At 68.3% G+C, this 18946-nt stretch carries 15 protein-coding genes and 3 pseudogenes; 10 read left to right on the top strand and 8 right to left on the bottom strand.

Going from position 1 to position 18946, the window contains the following annotated elements:
• Nucleotides 1-376 (top strand): annotated as a pseudogene (locus ACZ45E_RS36155) (transposase); the annotation flags it as partial.
• A 129-nt stretch (nucleotides 377-505) separates the two neighbouring features.
• Here the strand turns inward: ACZ45E_RS36155 and ACZ45E_RS36150 are convergent.
• Nucleotides 506-886, bottom strand: coding sequence for a hypothetical protein (locus ACZ45E_RS36150; protein WP_468229642.1), 381 nt, complete (start codon nucleotides 884-886; stop codon nucleotides 506-508).
• Nucleotides 887-1334: 448 nt separating this feature from the next.
• On the opposite strand from ACZ45E_RS36150, the gene ACZ45E_RS36145 reads away from it, so the two are divergent.
• The 4 genes and pseudogenes from ACZ45E_RS36145 (at nucleotide 1335) to ACZ45E_RS36130 (ending at nucleotide 8048) form a co-directional block, all read left to right on the top strand.
• Nucleotides 1335-1724 (top strand): hypothetical protein, encoded by a 390-nt coding sequence (locus tag ACZ45E_RS36145; RefSeq protein ID WP_468229640.1) that lies wholly within the window; start codon nucleotides 1335-1337, stop codon nucleotides 1722-1724.
• A 675-nt stretch (nucleotides 1725-2399) separates the two neighbouring features.
• Nucleotides 2400-2513: pseudogene (locus tag ACZ45E_RS36140) on the top strand (BlaI/MecI/CopY family transcriptional regulator); the annotation flags it as partial.
• Complete coding sequence (locus tag ACZ45E_RS36135; RefSeq protein WP_468229637.1) at nucleotides 2510-3460, top strand: M56 family metallopeptidase; 951 nt, start codon at nucleotides 2510-2512, stop codon at nucleotides 3458-3460. The pseudogene ACZ45E_RS36140 and the gene ACZ45E_RS36135, both read left to right, overlap by 4 nt.
• Nucleotides 3461-3770: 310 nt before the next feature.
• On the top strand, nucleotides 3771-8048 hold the full coding sequence (locus ACZ45E_RS36130) for an nSTAND1 domain-containing NTPase (RefSeq protein WP_468229634.1): 4278 nt from the start codon (nucleotides 3771-3773) through the stop codon (nucleotides 8046-8048).
• 1554 nt (nucleotides 8049-9602) lie between these two features.
• Here ACZ45E_RS36130 and ACZ45E_RS36125 read toward each other — a convergent pair.
• Nucleotides 9603-9821 (bottom strand): hypothetical protein, encoded by a 219-nt coding sequence (locus tag ACZ45E_RS36125; RefSeq protein ID WP_468229631.1) that lies wholly within the window; start codon nucleotides 9819-9821, stop codon nucleotides 9603-9605.
• A gap of 304 nt (nucleotides 9822-10125) precedes the next feature.
• Between ACZ45E_RS36125 and ACZ45E_RS36120 the strand changes: the two genes are divergently transcribed.
• Genes ACZ45E_RS36120 through ACZ45E_RS36105 form a run of 4 tightly spaced genes read left to right on the top strand, consistent with a single transcriptional unit; the run spans nucleotide 10126 to nucleotide 13445 of the window.
• Nucleotides 10126-10905: an MEDS domain-containing protein gene (locus ACZ45E_RS36120; protein ID WP_468229629.1), complete on the top strand. Its 780-nt coding sequence runs from the start codon at nucleotides 10126-10128 to the stop codon at nucleotides 10903-10905.
• The gene (locus ACZ45E_RS36115; RefSeq protein ID WP_468229626.1) at nucleotides 10902-11858 is read left to right on the top strand and encodes an anti-sigma factor RsbA family regulatory protein; all 957 of its coding nucleotides are present in this window, start codon (nucleotides 10902-10904) and stop codon (nucleotides 11856-11858) included. The genes ACZ45E_RS36120 and ACZ45E_RS36115 overlap by 4 nt, the downstream gene beginning before the upstream one ends.
• Before the next feature lie 25 nt (nucleotides 11859-11883).
• Nucleotides 11884-12501: an AMP-binding protein gene (locus ACZ45E_RS36110; protein WP_468229624.1), complete on the top strand. Its 618-nt coding sequence runs from the start codon at nucleotides 11884-11886 to the stop codon at nucleotides 12499-12501.
• Nucleotides 12483-13445 (top strand): class I adenylate-forming enzyme family protein, encoded by a 963-nt coding sequence (locus tag ACZ45E_RS36105; protein WP_468229621.1) that lies wholly within the window; start codon nucleotides 12483-12485, stop codon nucleotides 13443-13445. Before ACZ45E_RS36110 ends, ACZ45E_RS36105 begins: the two co-directional genes overlap by 19 nt.
• Nucleotides 13446-13470: 25 nt before the next feature.
• Here ACZ45E_RS36105 and ACZ45E_RS36100 read toward each other — a convergent pair whose 3' ends face one another.
• Complete coding sequence (locus tag ACZ45E_RS36100) at nucleotides 13471-13623, bottom strand: hypothetical protein (RefSeq protein ID WP_468229648.1); 153 nt, start codon at nucleotides 13621-13623, stop codon at nucleotides 13471-13473.
• Here ACZ45E_RS36100 and ACZ45E_RS36095 point away from each other — a divergent pair.
• A pseudogene (locus ACZ45E_RS36095) lies at nucleotides 13565-13879 on the top strand (hypothetical protein); the annotation flags it as partial. The gene ACZ45E_RS36100 and the pseudogene ACZ45E_RS36095 overlap by 59 nt on opposite strands.
• Nucleotides 13880-13886: 7 nt before the next feature.
• On the opposite strand, the gene ACZ45E_RS36090 reads toward ACZ45E_RS36095, so the two are convergent.
• The 5 genes from ACZ45E_RS36090 to ACZ45E_RS36070 all read right to left on the bottom strand — a co-directional run bounded on the left by ACZ45E_RS36090 (nucleotide 13887) and on the right by ACZ45E_RS36070 (nucleotide 18852).
• Nucleotides 13887-13976, bottom strand: coding sequence for a hypothetical protein (locus tag ACZ45E_RS36090; protein WP_468229619.1), 90 nt, complete (start codon nucleotides 13974-13976; stop codon nucleotides 13887-13889).
• Between the two features lie 10 nt (nucleotides 13977-13986).
• Nucleotides 13987-14319, bottom strand: a complete 333-nt coding sequence (locus ACZ45E_RS36085; protein ID WP_468229617.1) for a hypothetical protein — start codon at nucleotides 14317-14319, stop codon at nucleotides 13987-13989.
• A 116-nt stretch (nucleotides 14320-14435) separates the two neighbouring features.
• Nucleotides 14436-17240, bottom strand: coding sequence for an FG-GAP repeat domain-containing protein (locus ACZ45E_RS36080; RefSeq protein ID WP_468229615.1), 2805 nt, complete (start codon nucleotides 17238-17240; stop codon nucleotides 14436-14438).
• 96 nt (nucleotides 17241-17336) lie between these two features.
• A complete protein-coding gene (locus ACZ45E_RS36075; RefSeq protein WP_468229613.1) occupies nucleotides 17337-17633 on the bottom strand; it encodes a transposase in 297 nt (98 codons plus the stop codon).
• Nucleotides 17634-18618: 985 nt separating this feature from the next.
• The gene (locus ACZ45E_RS36070; RefSeq protein WP_468229611.1) at nucleotides 18619-18852 is read right to left on the bottom strand and encodes a hypothetical protein; all 234 of its coding nucleotides are present in this window, start codon (nucleotides 18850-18852) and stop codon (nucleotides 18619-18621) included.
• Nucleotides 18853-18946: the final 94 nt, after the last annotated feature.

Here is an 18946-nt window from a genome sequence, read left to right as displayed (position 1 = left end):
CACCACCTTTTCGACCATCATCGACTGGGGGACCGAGTCATACCGGGGCCGGAGGCCGGGAGCCCTGTTTCAGGGCCACGAAGACGGTAACGGGGACCTGACAGGTGCGAATCCTGTCGAGAGGGGCAAGTTCGGATCGAAGATCCACTTGATCACGGAGCGGACCGGGCTGCCGCTGTCCGTGGGGATCTCCGGTGCGAACCTGCACGACAGCCAGGCCCTGGAACCCCTCGTCCGCGGCATACCGCCTGTCCGTTCACGCCGCGGACACCGACGGGGCAAGCCCGGCAAGCTCCACGCGGACAAGGGATACGACTACGCACACCTGCGGAGATGGTTACGCGGACGCGGCATCAAGCACCGCATCGCCCGCAAATGAGACGACGTCTAAACGAAGCTGTGTCACGTCCTCTTTCTGCCGGTCACGATGTTGGGTACTCCAGGACACCGTGACCGGCAGAAGCGAGATGGGCGGTTCTCAGAACGCTGGGCATGGGGTGACTGGTCAGGACGGGTTGAGCCGGATCGAGTTGTACGGGGTCAGGTCGCGGTCGAAGTAGGTGTACGGCGGGGTCTTGCCGGTGCAGGTGGTGCCGTCACTGTTGATGCACAGCTGTGACGTAGCGCTCCCGGTCTGGTTGTTGAATATGCGGTGCTGCCCGTACTCGTTGTACAGCTTGTGGACCCCGTAGGTGTAGTAGGTGTGCTCCGGGACGCCGTTGTTCCAGCTGCCATTCGGGTAGATGCACACGTAGCCGGTAGGACAGCCTTGGTAGTCCTGGGCGCCGGTCTGTGCTGCCTGCGCGGTGGATGAAGTGGCGAGGCTGAGGCCGGCCAGGGATGTGGCCGTGGCGAGGATGACGCCGAGTCGACGAATGTGCTGCATAGGTCCTCCTGAGGTGCAGTCTGGGAAAGCGATGGATCCGAGTTTCGGGTTCTGCGAATTCAGGGCTCCGTACAGCGTGCTGATGTGCCGTTCGGGCGGACAAGTCACGAACCATGCACATGTGACGACTGTGCAGGGCTGACGCCTGCGGTCGTTATGACGAGTGCGCCTACATCGGGATGACCGTAGGCGTAATCCGCGCGCCAGGAGCACCAATTTGTGCACGATGACTCACCAGTTCGTGCACGGTGCGCGATTCATGCCGGGTGCCGTGCGGGGCCCTCGCTCGCGGCTGGTCTCATCGCCCCGTACGACTGCTGGCGGGCGTTGGCATCAAGCGCCGAACGCCGGTACGACTGGTATGACGGGCACATCGGCGCGCGGGCAGTCCGCGCGAGCCCGTGTGGGGCTTGTCCCGGGAGGTCCCGCACAGCGATGATCGGCGATCATGCGCATCGATGAACTGCTGGCCGCTGAAAGCCGGTTGTGGTGCTGCTTCGCCCGGGGCGGCCTCGTCGACGTCAGCGTCAGCGCCTCGGCGGAGGCCACCGTACGGTGTGAGGTTCTCGCGGCACTGCTGCTGGGGGCCGGCCCCGATCCCGATCCGGGCGACCGTGCGGCGCTGCAACTGACCGGCTGCGCCGTCACGGGCTCGCTGGACCTGCGCTTCAGCGACATCACGGTCCCGATCGCCCTGGACGGCTGCCGCTCCGACGCTGTGCCCTTGCTGCGGGGCGCCAGAGTGCGCGACCTCACCCTCACCGCTGTGCCCTTTCCGGTCTCGACGCCGCTTCGGCCGAGATCGACGGTCGGCTGGATCTGTCCCGCTCCCGGCTGAGCGGGCCCCTCGTCCTCAGCCGCCCAGATACACAGCACCTGGGATCTACGCGACACCGTGGTCACCGCGCCCGGGACGGAGGCGATCTCCGCCATCCGCCTCGGCGTGGGCGGCGACGCGCTGTGCACCAACCTCGCCGTGCAGGGCATCTTCCGGGTGACGGGTGCCGTCATCGCGGGCGAGTTCGACCTTGAAGGCGTCTCCCTGCGCAACCCGGGCGGCCATGCACTGGACGCCTACCACGCCCAGATCTCCGAGGACTTCACCTTCCACCCAGACTTCACGGCCGAGGGCCGGATCATCCTCTCCGGCGCCACCGTCGGCGCGTCAGTCGGCTTGTGCGGCGCCCGCCTGGACAACGGCAGCGACATCGCGCTCGAAGCCGTCGACGTGAGCGTCGGCCGCCACGTCGACCTCGGTCTGGGGCTGATCGTCACCGGAGGCATCACGCTCGACGGCGCACGTATCGGCACACAGGCTCAGCTTCCGGGACGCCGCACTCGACCACCCCGGGGGCACCGCGCTCTCCTTGCGCCTGGTCCAGGCCCGGAGACCGATCTGCGCACCCGCACACCGATCAGCGGGGCCGTCGACGCGTCCGGCGCCCAACTGGGCACCCTCTATGACAACGCGGCCACCTGGCCCGCTGATCTCCGCCTGGCGGAAACAACCTATGACGAGCTGGACCGGGACACCGACTGCGAGACGGTCCTGGCCCGCTTCGTCGCCCAGCTCGACCCCGGCGACGAAGAGGTCCTGCGCCGCCTCCTGGAGAGCGACGGCACATGACCGCAGCCCAGCTCGTCTTGCTCCTCGTGCCGTTGCTGCTGCCCCTCGCCGCCCCGCCGGTCCCGCCGGTCGCCCGGCACGTCCTGGAGTGGCTCGCGCCCGTGCGGGCACTGTGGCTGCTGACCGGCATCGCGCTGGCACTCGCCGCCTCCTGCGTGGCGGCGCTCGGCACACTGGTCCTGACAGGGCTGCTCAAACTGCCCCTCTTCGCGGCGCTCGGCGACCTCATCCACCCCCTGCGCACCCCCACGAACCTGCTGGTCCTGCCCACCGCCGCGCTGGCCACTGGGGCGCTCGTGCTCAGCGCCGGCTCACTCGGACGCCCCGCGTTGCGGCAGGCCGCCGCATTCCGCACCGCCCGCACCCAGGCGAGCCGACGCCCTGCCGCGGGTGACCTGTGCGTCGTCGAATCCCCGCCCCCCGACGCCTACGTCCTGCCGGGCCGGCCGCACCGCATCGTCGTCACCACCGCGATGCTGCGCAGCCTCAGCGCCGCCGAGCGCGAGGCTCTCTTCGCCCATGAACGCGCCCACAACCGTGCAGGCCACCACTACTTCCTGGCCACCGCCGAACTCGCCGCGCACTGCCACCTCGCCCTGCGCGCGCTGCGCGCCGACATCCGGTTCGCCGCCGAGCGTACCGCCGACGAGGCCGCCGCCCGCGCGGTCGGCGACCGCCGTCTCACGGCGCACGCCATCGCCCGCGCCGCGCTCGTCGGCCGGGCGGCACCGACCGTCCGCCCGGACTTCGCCGCCGCGGCGGCGACCGGTCCCGTCCCGCGCCGCGTCACCGCCCTGCTCGCCCCGGACCGCCACCGCCCCCGCGCGGTCCGCGCCCTGGTGCTCGTCCTCACCCTCAGCGCGTTCCTCTCCGCCGGAGCCGCCACCACGGCACTGATCGCAGTCCACCACCAAGTCGAAGTAGCACAAGGCGAGGAACACCGCTGACCCACACCGAAGACAGGCTCTGAGGCCCCGAAGCGCCCCAGCGCTCGAGCTGCTCGCTCGGTGACTGTGCGCAGCCCGTTGTTGACTTCGGAACCTCGCCGGCGCGTCAGGTCGCCGCCCGGGGCGTTCACGCTGCGGTTCGGGGTGTCTCTGTCGGCCGCGGCGGATGTCGTGATCGTCGGCAAAGCGGCCAATTTCTCGGTGAGTCCGGCATGGAACAGAAGCGGCGCGAGAGACTCCAAGGGAGGTACGTCGCAGGGGAGTTGACCGAGCCTGGGCGTAACGGGGACACGGCGGCTCGGAGGTCACGGTGACGGTTGTTCTGGAGCAGGATCCGGAGGGGGCCGAGCCGGCACTGGTCTCGGCTGTCGTCCGTGTCAAGGGACCAGGTGGGATGATCGGCGGTGCGGGATTTCTCATCGCTCCGGATCTGGTGCTGACCTGCGCCCACGTGGTGTCGGACGCGCTGGACCGGCACCGGGAGGACATGGTTGAGGCGGGAACCGACGTCACCGTCGACCTGCCACTGGCCGAGCGGACCGACGCCGTCGACGGGGGCGAGCAGAGTGCCGAGATCCAGCACTGGATTCCGGTCAGACCCGATCAGACCGGGGACATAGCAGTCCTGCGGTTGCGGAGCCCGATCCCCGGGGCCCGTCCCCTTCCCATGGCCGACCCGCAGAGCGGCGTATGGGACCACGATGCGCGCACCGTAGGCTTCACCAACGACCACCCGGATGGCATCTGGCAAAGCGGCAGGTTCCGTGGCCCCACTCGGCAGGGTTGGATCCAGCTCTCGCGGACCAATGGCGAGGCCGTGTACGTCAAGGGCGGCTTCAGCGGCAGCCCTGTGTGGGACGACGAGCTGGGTGCCGCCGTCGGGATGATGGTGGCGGCGCAGCCGGTGCGCGAGGCCCAGCAGGCGTTCGTCCTGCGGATGAGAACCCTGCTGAAAGAGGTTCCCGAACTCATCCCTCACGTCAGCCCGGCCGCGCCCTTCCGTGGCCTGTCCACCTTTCAGGAGGACGACCGGGATGTCTTCTTCGGTCGTAGGGACGACATCGGGCGAGTGGTCACCGCCCTGCGGGGAGATCAGCCCACCGTCACGGTGTACGGACCGTCGGGCTGCGGCAAGTCATCGCTCGCCCTGGCCGGCGTGGTACCAGCGATGCGCGGGGACGGTTACCGGATCGTGCAGGTGAATGCCACCCGTTTCACCTCTCTGCGGGCCGCGCTCGCCACCGAACTGTTCGAGACTGCGCAATCGGGCCAGGAGCGCGCCCACGCGCGCGACGCGGACCAAGTAGAGCACTGGTTGCGCAAGCTAGGGCTCGCGGACGCCTTTCACCGCGTCACGGGGCGGCCGGCGCTACAGCTGCTGGTGGTACTCGACCAGGGCGAAGCACTGCTGAACCACCCGGAACCGGAGATCGCCGAGGCCGTCGAGCTGCTGTTCCCGACCCAGCGACCGAGCGGCCTTCGGGTCCTCGTCACGCTACGCGCCGACTTCATGGATGCCGCGCTGAACCACGCCCATCTGGGGCCCGCCCTGAAGCGCGGGGTGACTCTTCCGCTCACGCACATGACCCGAGATCAGCTGCACGCGGTGATCACCCAGCCGGTCAAACGTATTCCGGCGGTCGAGTACGACCCCGGGCTCGACCGCCGGATCCTGGACGACGCGGGCGGCGAGTCGGGAATCCTTCCGCTACTGGGCTTCGTCCTGTCGCAGTTGTGGGAACGACGGGCCGCCGGACGCTTGCGGGCCGCGACCTACGAGGAGATGGGCGGGGTGTCCGGTGCGCTGCGGCGCCATGCCGAGGACGCGTGGCGGGAGTGCGTCCCGCCAGGGAGTGAACGTGCGGCGCGGCGGCTGCTGACAGGGCTGGTGCGGGTACTGCCGGGTGGCGAGGCTCCGCTTCGCCGTGCCCTGACCCGCGTGGAGGCCGGAGAAGAATGCTGGAGTCTGGCGAAGGGCTTGGCCGAGCGGCGTCTGCTGGTCCTGTACGGGGGAGATGGCCGGCCGGAGAGCGCGGAGCTGGCCCACGAGGCGCTCATCACGGTGTGGCCGACGCTGGCGGACCTGGTCCGGGCTGACACCGGGTTCCTTGCGGCACGGGCGGAAGTACAGCACGACCTGGAGCGATGGCGGAAGGCGGAGAGCTCGGCCGATCTGCTGCCCGGGGCACGTGCGCTCGCGGCTGTGGAAGCGAGGTTGGAGGGGCGCGACGCGGACCTGACCGAGGAGCAGCGGGAATTTCTCGCGCTGGCCCGCCGGCGTCGGCGGGCGCGGCAAGTTCGGGTACGTGCGGGGTGGGGCGCGGTGGTCCTGGTCCTTGTGTTGATCGCCGGCCTGAGCACGTTCCTCGTACAGCAGTCGCGGGTGAGCGCAGAACGGGAGGCGGAAGGGCGGTCACGCGCACTTGCGGTGCAGTCGGACGAGTTGACGGACAGCAACCCCGCGCAAGCCGCCCTGACGGCGCTTGCGGCGTACGAGATCACCCCGACGCAGGAGGCCCGGAGCGCGCTCATGCGCCGCTATATGAAGCTGCAGGACGCCGCGTGGATCGTGGCCGGAGCCGAGGGGCCGATCCGGACGACGTCGATGAGCGCGGACGGCGCGGTGCTCCTGGTGACTACCGAGGGCGGCCGCGCGACACTCTTCACGCGCACGGCCCAGGGCAGGGTCAGGCAAGAGCAACTCCGCCTTGCCGACAATGTCCTGTCGCCTGTGGTCAGTCGCGACGGACAGCGGATCGCCTACGTCCGCGACGCCGACGGGACAGTGGTCTGGCATGACGTGACACCATCGGGAAAGCGACTGGTGGGACCCGCGCATCCGCTCAAGGGCGCGCTCAAAGACCGCTCCATGGCCACCTCCATGGGCAGCATCAAGATCATGGACTTCTCCCCGGACGCCCGAAAGTTGGTCGGGGTGTCGGCGGCGGGATCGACGCGACCGGCGCAGGTATGGAACCTGGAGACTGGCCGGCCGCAAGCGCTGCCGAAGTCGATCGCTCATCTCGGCGACGTGTGGTTCGGGCCGGACGAGAACACCTTGGTGGCCATCCACGGCCCTGACGCCGAGGCCACATCCTCGATGGTGGCGATCAACATAGGCAACGGCACAATGCGTGAACTTGCGGGCGACGTCGACTTTGCGGGCAACGGGGTCTCGGGAGACGGCCGGGTGGCGATCACCTGTCGGCAGGAGAAGCTCGATTCCGACTCGCTCGGCGAGGCCCGCTACCGGGCCATTCGTGTGGCGGACGGACGGGTACTGAGCCGTTACGTTCGCGGGAACGGCACCTCATGCAGGGAGGTGGCCATCAGTGAAAAAGGCGATCAGTTCGCGGCCCTCGCTGCGACAGACGACCTGCTGGATGAGTGGGACATCGTCGACACGCGCAGCGGCAAGAAACCGCGGCGCTTCTTCGGCCCCTCCTCGGATGAGAACATCGGCCACCTGCCCCTGCTGGGGACCGCGCGCGAGCCCGTCATCGCCACCTCGAACAAGAACGCCGTGACAGGGTGGGCGCTGAAGGTGGACGATAATCTCACCACCGTCAGTCCTCCGTATCTACTCGGTGACGGAAGCCTGATGGTGGTCCGCGTGGGCGTGGACGGTGCCACTCTGCGTGTGATGGAAACAGACGGCGACGGGCGAACCCTCGCCGAAGTGCACACCGATGCCGAAACGCCACCGGACGCGAAGCAGGAGCTCCAGGTCAACCGTGCCGAGACGCTGGTGGCAGATGTGTCGGACCGGAACCGGATCACCGTCCGTGCATTGCCCTCGCTGCGCCGGGTCGCCGATTTCACCACTGCGAAGCCACCCGTCGGCAAGGATGGGGAGCCGGAGTTGCTGCAGTTCAGATTCCTCCGGGACGACCAGCTCGTCACAGTGTCCGGCACGCGCGTCGAGCATTGGGACGCCCGTGCGGGGCGGCGGCTGACACAACCGATCGATCTGTCTGGTCTGCGGCTCACCGCACAGGTCGATCCGACGTACTTCGTGGGCGGCTATCCCGAGCCGGGGTACGCGGGAGTCACCGTGGCGGGAGACCCGTACGCGCACGCCATCGATCTACGCACGGGCGAGGAGAACAAGACCCTGCGTGTACGCCTCGGCGATGACCTCGACGTAGCGGTCTTCCTGGAGGACTCGCGCTATGTGGCGGTGATGACCACGGGCAGCATGGTGGAGCTGTGGTCGGTGTGGCCAGGGCGGTCGCCGAAGAGAGTGGCGGGCCCGTTCGGGCCACTGAACTCGAACCGGTGGACGACCGGCCGCACCGGAGGCGACGGCTTCTTCCTGGCCAACAACAGTTCCGTACGCTTCCTGAAAGCGGGCGACCCAGGGTACAGAGAGACATACGAATTCGCGGAGAAACAGGGGTTCTTGGCGGCCACCAAGAACGGCAAAGCGCTACTGCGCTCACCCGAGTCCGGGGGCCGCATGGGGGTGGTCCGCCTCGACCCCGCCCTGTGGAAGCGGCATCTGTGCACCGCCCTCGGTCGTGAGCTCACCGATGACGAACGCGCCGGCCTTTCCGGCGGCCTTCCCGCCGAGATCTGTCCTACCTGAGCTCACGAGTCCCAGGAGCGAGGTCACGAGGCCGGCCGAGGTGGTATCGAAGAGGGACGTGTGAGGTGCGGCAGGCGGTGGAGCACGCCCGGCACCGATCGGGAGACCGCTTACGGCCGAGCGGCCGGTGACGGTGAAACGTGCGCTCCGCTGGAGGCCATGCCGTGGACCCGCTGCTGCTGCCACTCCGCCGGCCACAAGGGCTCCAGTCCATGTCCAGGACCTGGGGCAGCCGAAGCGGAAGGCTGGGCACCGGGTGTCCGTTGTCCCCTTCCGGGCACTGGTGGGGCATGACTTCCTTCGTTGTCTTAGCGGAGCTGGCACAGGACAGCAGACCGGACGGCCCTCCATGGCTCAAGTGGTTGTTCCTGGCGGTGTGGGCGCTCGTCATGCCCTGGATCATCTACAAACTGCACAAGGACAACTACTTCAAGAGGCGACGCTGACCCGGCGCTCTGTTCGCCTACCAGCGCATGCCGAGTTGATCGAGCGCTGAGCGTCGCTCATCGGCCAGCAGGTTGGCGCGTCGGCGGGTGTTGGCAGTCCACATGCCGGGGCCGCTGTCCTGTCTCGGCGAAGTCTGGGCAGTCAGAGGCTGGCTGCGGAGATGGACCGAGAGCGTATGCGGCCGGGCCAGAACCGCGGGCCCTTCACCACCGACGGCTGGAGCCTGCTGGCCGTCGGCTTGTTTCTGGTCTTCGCCGTGACGATGGGCCTTATGGTGCAGCGTTCACCCGTGACGCAGCAACTCATGGACCCTGCACGGCTGTGGGCGGGTCTCGGCCTCAGCGTCTTCCTTATGGCGTCGTGGTTGCTGTGGCGAGAGGAGATGGGCTCGGCATGGCTCGTCGGCATCGCCTGGATCTCTCTGTGCGGCGTCTTCTTCGAGAGGGCGAAGCGGCCGTCGTCAGGGCCCGTGCCGAAGGGCAGGCCGTACTCATCAGGGCGGAAGCGGAGAGGGCGCGGGCCGAGGCCGATCTGGAGGCGAGGCGGGCGCACATTGAGTGGATGCGAGCGCAACTGGAACGATCACGGCAGGGATTGTCCGAACTGCCACCGTTGCCGCGCATGCCAGAACCGGACGGCGGAGCCGGGGGCGACTCTTCCCAGAACGGGGGCAGTCCGGCAGCCAGTACAAGCCCCCCGCCCGATGAGACTCCCTGAGCGGCCCGGCGCCGATGAGCGCTATAGCTGCGCTGATCAGCTCAGAGCTCGCTGGGCCCGGCTCCGCACTCTCAATGTGCGGCAGAGAGCCGGGTGGCCGAGACGTGGGCGGCCGACGATGACGAGGTCACGGACGAGGCCGGGCTCGACGACAGCACCGCCGGTCTTGGCGCCTACGAGTACGTCATGAACATCCGTTTCACCGCTTGAGCACCCCGACCGGCTGGTGAGGGTCGTCGAGGACGGCGTGGTGGAAAGGGAGGGCGAGTTCGAGCAACGAGCGCACGGAGGCGAGTCCTGCGTTGGACAGCTCGGTGCGCAGCAGCGGCCGCGGTCGTCGATGTCCTCGGCGAGGCCCGCGTCACGGACGAGGGCGGAGAGCGTTGGGCATCAGCCCCGCAGATGCAGTCCGCGCTCGCCGATGCGCTGCTGCTGCACCACCCGCTGCGGGAGACCGATTCTCCGAACTTGCGGGCCGACCCGCCGCCGCAACGGGCACTCCCCGAGCGGATCACCGGCATGGTTCGTCTCCCAGTAGCGGCGCAGCGCGATGTCAAAGGCGGGCAGCCGGTGCCCGAGCCCGGCGAGCGCGAGGCGCAGAGTGAGCACGATCTGCCCGAGCAGTGGGACGAGACGGCCCGGTCTGGGGTGCGGCCCGTGCCGGTACCCATCGACCTGGCACGCTCGGCGGGCGCCGGTATCGCGAGTGGCAGGTCAACGGGTCGGGGTGGGTCGCGTGGGTGCAGCTACCTCGGCCGCAGAACGACCACGCCGGGCCCGAGCGGAACGGCGACCGGCGGTTTGCCATGTGCCTCGACGATCGCTCGGCGGCGCGCAGTATTGTGCTGTTTCGCTGGATGGGGCCGAGAGGCAGGGAAGGGGCCAGGTGCGAGCGGCGCGGGCGTTGGCGACGTTGGACGAGGTCGAGCTCGGTGACCACGTCTGCTGGCTCATGGACAGAGCTGCGGGATTCCCTGCGGACGCACGGGCGTTCATAGCGGACGGAGCCCTGTACGGGGACAAGATCGTGGTCGTCGGCTCTGACGGCGTCACTACCGGCCTCGCACGGGCCGCGGTGCCCTCCACTTCGGTGATCCTTGATTTTCCCCGTCTCACGGACCCCGACTCCGTTCTGGACGCGGTCCGCCGCGAGGCCCGGACCGCGACACGGGAGGGTTACCGATCGGTACGTGTGCTGGCCGAGGGGATCCCCGCGGCAGGGTCGGACAGCGCCGAGAGCTGGCTGTCCCGGGAGCTGAAGCTGGACGAGTTCGCCTCGGAGAGCGGCGCCATCGTGGTATGCGCCTTCCGTCCTTCGCAATGGCAGAGGACTACGCTGGAACACGTGGTATGTGTGCACCCGCACGAGATGGGCAAGCGTGCTGAACGTCCGGCCTTCCGGATGTTCAGCACGGGCGCCGATAGCTGGAGCGTTGACGGAGTGATCGATTCGGAATGTGCGTCGACCTTCAACGCTGCGGTACGCACAGCTATACACCGCGCACCCACGATGAAAATGCGTTTCGACAACCTCGAGATGATCGACGCTGCGGGAATGCACGCCCTTGTCGACGCAGCCCGTCACGTTCCGGGCCGGGTGATCGTGGTGGAAGGCGCGAGCGAAACAGTCCGCCTGTGCTGGGAACTCGCCGGCTACGCCACTGACACCGTACCGGTGGTGATGGCCGCATGACCGTGCACGAACACCTTTCGGAACCGGACATGACCGGATTCCGTCACGAGTTTTATCCCTATCACGGCGAAGCACAGTTCTTGACCGGGACGCTTGGCTTCATCCGCGAGGCACTGGAAGCCGAAGAGGCGGTGGTCGTCGCGGTTCCGTCGGACAGAGCGTCCCTGCTGCGGGATGAGCTGGCTGATGAGCCGGCTGTCACCTTCGTCGACACGACGACGGCCGGCCCTAACCCGGGGCGGCTCGTCGCCGCCTGGACGGCCTGGATGAGCGAGCGGGGCGAGGGAGACCGGCCCGTACGGGGGATCGGTGAAACCGCCTGGCGGCAGGCGCGCAACGCCGCTCATCTTTCCGAGCTGCGGTATCACGAATGGCTGTTGAACCGGGCCTTCGCCCAAAGCCCGGCCTGGTCGATGCTGTGCCCCTACGACGCCGCCGACGGGGACCAGGGCGCCTTGCAGGCTCTCTCCGGCTGCCATCCGCTGATCCGCCAGGACCACCGGTACGTACCCAACGAGCAGTACCTCACCGCGGAGGAGTACCCCTTCGAGGCCCTGGCCGACCCGTGTGATCCGTATCAGGAGCTGAGCTACACGCACGGTGACCTCGCGGCGATCCGCTCGAAGGTCTCCCAGTGCGCTTCCGACGCCGGCGTTCCGGATGACCGGCTACCGAAACTGGCTGTGGCCGTTACGGAGATCGCCACGAACAGCATCCGCCACGGCGGGGGCCGAGGAACCCTGCGCACCTGGACGCAAGACTCCACGTTCCTCTCCGAGTTCCGCGACGCCGGTTACATCTCCGACGTGATGGCAGGCCGCACCCGCCCGGACGCCAACCAGATCGGCGGCCGCGGCCTGTGGCTCGCGCACCAGCTCTGCGACCTGGTCGAAATCCGCTCCACCCCCGACCAGGGCACCACCATCCGCCTCCACGTGGACCTGCCGCAGTAGGGGCGCCCATCGCCATCGTGGTTGCATGGAACGTATGGGCCCAAAAGCCGCACATGGGCATACTTCATACCTGGACGTGGTTCTGTCCCACTGGGAGACGGGCGACGAAACTGAGGCGCTGGTGGGCGGTGGCAGGCGCCTGCGGCGGGTGGACGCTCGCCGGCAGCTCCTGCAGATGGCGAGCGCCTTGCAGCAGCAGGGCCTGCGCCCGGGTGACAGCGTCGGAACCCTCACCACGAACCGGGTGGAGGCAGTGCTGGTACACCTGGCAGTGCACCTGATCGGTTGCCGGCTGGTGTTTCTGCCACCAGAGCCTGGCCCGGGTGAACTGGCCGCCCTGCTCGTTCAGTCGGCCGTCCGCACGGTCGTGGTCGACCCGCTGCTGTCAGCGAAGGCCCAGCAAGCCACTGGGCGCTGCCGAACCGCTCCCGCGCTGATGAGTCTGGGCCCTGGCGGGCCGCCGGGAGCGGACGACCTGCTTGCCCTGGCCACCAAGTGCTCGGAGGTTTCTTTGGAGGCCGTGCCCGCTGTCGCAGCCGATGACACCGTCACCGTGCTGTATACACGGGCGGCACCTTGGGCCGGCCGAAGCTGGCGGCGCACGGCCGCGCACTGTATGACGCCATGGCCGCATCCGCGATGACGGCACCGGCCGGCGGTCGGGTCCTGGCCGCCACGCAGCTCGCCCACGGCAGCGGTCACCTGACCATGCTCCATGCCCTGATGAGCGGCTCTACTCTTGTGCTCCTCCCGGCCTGGGAGCCCGCCGCGGCGTTCGACACTCTGCGAGAGGAGCGCATCACCATCACCGCCCTGGTGCCCCCGATGCTCGGCGACCTGCTGAATGACCTCCGCTGCCGGGCGGGAACGCTGCCCCATCTGGAGCAGATCCACATCGGGGCCGCGCCCATCACTCCCGCCCGGCTGCGGCAGGCCGTAGCAGTGTTCGGTCCGGTCATCAGCCAGGGCTACGGGCAGTCCGAGTGCCTGGCCATCACCTCCCTGCCTGCCCAGGACCTCCCGGCCGACGAGAACTCCCCGCGGTGGCGCAGCTGCGGGCGCCCGCAGCCTGGCACGCAGGTGCAGATCCGCGATGCACAGGAGACGGTGATGCCCGACGGAGAAACCGGGGAGGTGTGCGTGCGCAGCCCGGTGATGATGCTCGGTTACGTGCAGGACGAGAAGAACACCGCGCAGGCGGTGCGCGAGGGCTGGCTGCACACCGGCGATATGGGTTACCGCGACGAGGAGGGGTACCTCTACCTGGTGGACCGGGTGCGGGACATCATCGTCACCGGCCACGGCAGCGACAACGTGTACTGCCGCCTCCTGGACGACTTCGCGTCCGGCCTGCCGGGGGTGGGGGAAGCTGCGGCGGTCGGCATGCCGGACGACGCGCTGGGCGAAGCAGTTCGGCTCTTCCTCGTCGCGCGGAAGGGGACAGACCTGGACACCACAACGGTCGCCGACGCCATCACCGCTGAGCTCGGCGAGTTGTACACCCCGCGGGAGACCGTACTGGTGCCCCACCTGCCGAGAACCGGTGTGGGCAAGGTCGACAAGCGTGCTCTGCGCGCCCGATGGTAAGAAGGGGCGGCGACCTCGGGGAGCGTCAGCGTTCACGCATCCCGGTCCACCACCAGCGCGTCGTCGCCCACTCGTTGTAGTGGGGCTCCGGCAAGGTGCGGCGCTCGAATTTCTCATTGATACGCGTGATCATCAGTCGGCCCAGGCCCCGTTCGGCTCCGAGCGGAGGGTGCAGCATGGCTCACTCCAGGTCATCACAGAGGGTCGTCCAGGTAGCCAACCGCAAGAAAGGAAGGGCAGCATGGCGGCCGGCCCGTCAGCCACGACACCGAGCTCTACAAGGACCGAAACACCGTCGAGTGTCTGATCAACAAGCTGAACGCCTGGCGCGGCATCGCCACTGCTATGACAAGACTCCGGCGAGCTACCTCGCCGGCCTCCACCTTCGCGGCGCGATGATCTGGATCAAGGGCCTCACCAGAGCCGCCGTTTGACTCACGATCAAATACACATATTAGTTGTACGGGCCCGCGCGGACAGTTCCTCCCGGTCGACCGAGCCGGACCTGTCGACATCGATCGCGTCGAACACGCTCGGCAGTTCAGGCGAGGTTGCGCTCGATCACGTGCCGGGTGATCCGGTGCAGCACGTTCGCCTCGGGGGACGGCGGCGGCAACGGTCTGAGCCGGCACCAGGCGTCTTCCAGGGTCTGCCGCGCCTCCTCGGCGCAGGCCTTCAGCGCGCCGCAGTGCTCCAGCTCGGCGATGGCCCGGTGCACAGTGTCGGGCTGCTCGACGCCGTCGCGTACCCGGTGCCACAGGGCCCGGATCCGGTTCGTGGGCAGCAGAGCGATCGCGTGGGCCAGCGGCATCGTGACCTTCCCGTTGCACGAGTCCTCACCGATGACCTTGGTCGGCGTTCCCGCCCGTCGCACTCCGCGCAGGTCCGCGACGTCGTCGCTGATCTGATCGGTGTGGTCTCTGTCGTGCCCCCGGCGATCCCCGCGCCGGGGGCACGACAGCCGTCGCGACTTGGCCGAGAAGTGCCCTTCTAGAAGAGGCCCTTGTAGCCTTGCCAGCCGGTGGCGATCTTCGTGCGCGCGCCGAACGAGCCGTTGCCATTGCCGTTGTTGCGGTACAGGCCGCCGCCGGTGTCCCGGGAGACCAGGTCGGCCTTGCCGTCGCCGGTGATGTCGCCGACTCCGAGGATCACGTTGTAGGAGCCGCCCCAGTTGGAGAAGACCTTCGTGCGGGCGCCGAACGTGCCGTTGCCGTTGCCGTAGTACCGGTACAGGTTGTTCGCCGTGTCCTGGGCGAGGAGGTCGCCGATGCCGTCGCCGTTCAGGTCCCCGGCGCCCACGACCTTCTTGTACGTCTTCCAGTTGTCATACAGCTTCACCCGCGCCGACAGCGTGCCCGTGCTGGTGCCCTGGTAGAGGTAGACGGCCCCGGTCGTGGTGTTGCGCGCGATCAGGTCGGGGCGGCCGTCCTTGGTCACGTCACCGGGTGCGGTCAGCACGTCGTACTGGTTCCAGCCGGACGTGCCCAGCGAGGTGTAGGGCGTCGACGGCTTCAGCGCGGCACCGCAGCCCGGCTTGTAGGCGCGTAGGGCCCCGCTGCTCAGCCGCACCAGAACGTCGTTGCAGCGGTCCCCGCTCAGGTCGCCGAACGGCACCGCCTTGACCGAGGTCGGCCATCCGCTGCCGCTCACCTTCTCCGAGAAGGTGCCCTGCCCGGTGCCCTGCTGGAACGTGAGCGCGCCGGAGGAGTTGAGGGTGAGCAGGTCGCTGATGCCGTCCCGGCCCGCGTGATCTCGCCGCACGGGGGTGGCGAGAGTCCCGGCCGTCATCAGATGGATGCGCTCACCGGCGTCCACGAAAGCCGCGCGGCCGCTGTCGGGGTCCAGGCTCCAGCGGACCCGTCGGTCCGAGGTACTGCCCTCGGGCATGAGATTCTTGGTCGCCGGCAGATCCGCCAGGTCAGAGGTGACCGCCTGTCCGGAGCGGACGTCGGTGCGCACGAGCTTGCCGCGCTCGTTGTCATGGCGGACCAGGAACCCGTCGGCCAGCAGCGCGTCTCCCACGGGCACGGCCACCGACCGGCCGCGGGAGCGGTCGAACACGCCGGCCTTCTTCTGCGCGGCGCACGCCCAGTAGACGAAACGGCCGTGGACCTGCAGCTCGCCGGGCACACACGCCGAGCCGACGTTGACGTCGACCGCAGCGGCAGTTGAGCCGAGGTGGCTCATCGACAGGTGCCCGGCAGTGGACGTCGTGGTCCACAGCTGTCCGTCCCACAGGGTGGCGGCCACGGCCGTGCGGGTCGACACGACCTTGGACTGCGTCCAGTCGACGAGGAAATGCTTGCGGTTCGAGCCGCCAGAGAGCAGCGCGTACCGTCCCTCTGCGGAGCTCACCTCACCGTAGAAGCCGTCAACGGTCAGCGTCTGGACCTCACCGGCGGGTGTACGGCGGTGTATCTGCTGGGAGTTGGCCAAGTCGTTGTAGACGACCGATCCGTCGCCCGCGCCGAACAGCCGCACACATCTGTTCACGAAGATGCACGGCTTGAGCCCTCCGCCGGCCGGGCGGACCAGCCCCACCTGGGGGACCGCGTCGGCCGACACAGTGCGTGTGTGGAACATGACGTCGTAGGACGGGGGCGCGGTCTCGTCGGTCCAGGCAAGGGTGCCGCCCGCCAGCGAGAGCCCGTCGATGGGTGCGGGAACCGGAGGCAGATCCATCAGCTCATCGGTGACGATCTGTCCGTCCGGCGTCTCGGAGATGCGGTGCATGCCCCAGTGCGCCGTGTCGGGACCGCCCGTCACGACGGCAGATCCGTCCGCCGATGCATGGACCCAGCCGTCCATCTGCGGGAGCAGTATGCGCCATTCCCCGGCGTCGGTGAGGGGCCGGGTGAGCACGGCACGGGTCTCGTCGCCGTAGGTGGCCACCACGACGTGGTCACCGACGATCGTGAAGTCGGTCTTTCCCACGGTGCCCTGGGCCGGAACGGTGATCACCGGTCCGTCCAGTGCGTCGCGGCGCAGCAGTCGCGCGCCGGCTCCCGGATACCACCAGCCGACGTAGTCTTCACTCAGGACGGGAAGTCGGGCCGAGTTGGTGTTGTAAGGGGTGAACACTTTGGCCCAGGTCCCGTCGCGGACATCGACGAGTACGAGCTGGTTGAGGAAGACCTGGGGGTCCTCGGTCGGCACGCGGTAGCGCAGCAGCAGCGAGCGGTCGTCCTTCCCGCTCAATGCGAGGAGCTGCGCGTCGGCGGGCCAGCCGGTCACCTTCGTGTCCTCGGTTGCGCCCCCGGCCGCCCGCTTCAGCAGGTGCAGTTCGCGTACGTTCGCAGCATTGCCCAGGTAGGCGACCACGACGCCCTCGCCGGCCGGGCCAGCGTAGGCCAGACCGGCCGGGACAGTCACCGTGCCCCGGTCCTCGCCGGAGCCGATCGCGCGAAACCGCACGACGCGTCGGCCCTCGGTGTCGGTCGACAGGGTGTAGGCGGTGTCCGACTGGGCGAGCGCGGTGGGCTGCTGAGTACCGGCGAACTCGGTCACTGCCCGGGTCCGGCGCGTCGCGTAGTCGGTCCACAGCCAGCCGCTGGATCCCTCGGGATTCGACAGCACACCCGTGTCGCCGAAGCCGATGAACACCGGATTGCGCGTGGCACTCCGGTCCGCGGCGGGCAGCACGACCTCGCCCGATCCAACGACACCAGCCCCGACGGCCACTGCCGTCCCTGTCGGCACGGCGGCCGGAGCACCCACGGCGAGGGCGACGCTCACGGCCAGGGCCGCACCCCATCTGCCGAACAGATGGCGTCGCACGACCTTGATGACCCCCACGGAACCCCCCGGTCCCTCGTCCTGGCAGTTGTGACCGGACAGGTCTGCCAGTCTGTGAATGAAATGTGCATGCCTTGAGCGGGCGACGGGAGCATATCAGCGCACACCAGTGGGGCCGCCGGGATTACCGGGGCGGCGGAAGGCGGCCCGAGCGAGCAGAGCGGTGAAGACTCTCTCCCAGGTGCCGTCGACAGCACACTTCCGCAGCCGATGGTGAGCGCCCTTCCACGAGCCGAAGTGATCGGGAAGGTCCATCCACGGCGTGCCGGTGCGGTACTTGAACGCGATCGCGTCGATCACCTGCCGGTGATCACGCCACCGACCACCCCGCTTCGGAGTCCGGCCCGGCAGCAACGGCTCGATCCTCGCCCACTGGGCGTCAGTCAACGACACACCCGATCAACAATCAGATGATCTGAAGGCCACTGCTCAACTTCCTTGGTGCTGCTGACGCTCTCGAAGTCGTCGCACATGCCTGGCGTACTGCCCAGCCTGCGACCTCTGGGCGCGATCGATCGAAAGCACCTGGGGATCCGCCGCGCGCTCGTACAACTCAACCTCGCAGGAGTCCGGTGTCCACCTCGACAAGCCGGGCCAGGGCCTTCCGATCCTGCTCAGTTGTCGGACGTGCTCAGACCCCGTCCCTCCACACCTGACCGCTCGCCTCGGCTTCGTCCATCTCGCCAATATACGTGCGGGCGGAAGGGCACGAAGCCCGCCCAAACCAAAATCCTGAACGGCCTGGTTGGCGAGCGGTGCCAGATAGGCCACTCATCTCACGCGCGCGGCTGCGCGGGACGGGGGAGAGGGCGGGGCGTGTGGAGTATCCGTCGACGTGACGCTGGCGCAGCAGGTTCCTGCCCTGCCCGAATGCGAGGGGTGGTGGTACGAGGCCAAGCTCGACGGTTCTCCAGACACCTGAACTTGTGTCAAAGCCTGTCGTGAACTGCCGTCGGCGAGTCAGGATGGCGGCTTGGTACATGCTCTACCTGTGTTCCGCAGTCTGCGCGGGCAGGACCGGCCTCCCCTGCTACTCCGAGTGGCTAGTGCAGCTCGAGTTCCCACTTTTGAAACGGCGGCTCGCGATCTGCGACCAGAAGGACGCAACGTTCGCCACGTGCATGTCGACGACGTTCTCCCAGGCCCAATGGCCCCGAGGAAACGACATATCAAGGAGCACGATCGAGTAGGCCCTCCACTGCAGGAGCTCCGCCGAACCGCTGTTCACGGACAGCCTTCGCCCCTTGCTGATGAGCTTTCGCGCGGCGGCAAGGCGCCGGTTCGTTTCCACACCTGAGTAACGGCAGACCGCGTACTGCGGGACTGGAGATCACTCGGGAGGCCTACGGCAGGGGGCTCTACCTGTCCGGGCCGGCGCTCACAGCGGGTAGCGCTGCGAGCTGCGCCTCGACGCCGATGATGTCCTGGGACTCTCCAGGCAGGCCTCTACCGACACGCCCTCCGTCCGCACCAGGAGATCCTTGTGGAACGGGTCTCCGCTCCCGACGAATGTCCATGGCTTCGCGCCCCCGCGCATCCGCTCCGCATCGGCTTTGAACAGCACTGTGATCCCCTGCTCGGCCAGCGCTTCCACGACCCGCGCCACATCCACCGAGACGCTCCCTTGCGCTGCTCATCGAACAGTCAGCAAAGCTACTGCTCTGACCGCCTAGGTTCACCGACTTGGGGCGGTGTCCGGAGCTGGA

This window comes from Streptomyces sp. NPDC030991, assembly GCF_055571235.1.
Note: the sequence above shows the minus strand (reverse complement) of the source record. Positions and strands in the feature narration are given on the sequence as shown.

Coding starts and splice junctions, on each gene's coding strand:
- ACZ45E_RS36150 (WP_468229642.1), bottom strand. CDS start 886: ATGCAGCACATTCGTCGACTCGGCGTCATCCTCGCCACGGCCACATCC.
- ACZ45E_RS36145 (WP_468229640.1), top strand. CDS start 1,335: ATGCGCATCGATGAACTGCTGGCCGCTGAAAGCCGGTTGTGGTGCTGC.
- ACZ45E_RS36135 (WP_468229637.1), top strand. CDS start 2,510: ATGACCGCAGCCCAGCTCGTCTTGCTCCTCGTGCCGTTGCTGCTGCCC.
- ACZ45E_RS36115 (WP_468229626.1), top strand. CDS start 10,902: ATGACCGTGCACGAACACCTTTCGGAACCGGACATGACCGGATTCCGT.
- ACZ45E_RS36110 (WP_468229624.1), top strand. CDS start 11,884: ATGGAACGTATGGGCCCAAAAGCCGCACATGGGCATACTTCATACCTG.
- ACZ45E_RS36105 (WP_468229621.1), top strand. CDS start 12,483: ATGGCCGCATCCGCGATGACGGCACCGGCCGGCGGTCGGGTCCTGGCC.
- ACZ45E_RS36100 (WP_468229648.1), bottom strand. CDS start 13,623: ATGCTGCACCCTCCGCTCGGAGCCGAACGGGGCCTGGGCCGACTGATG.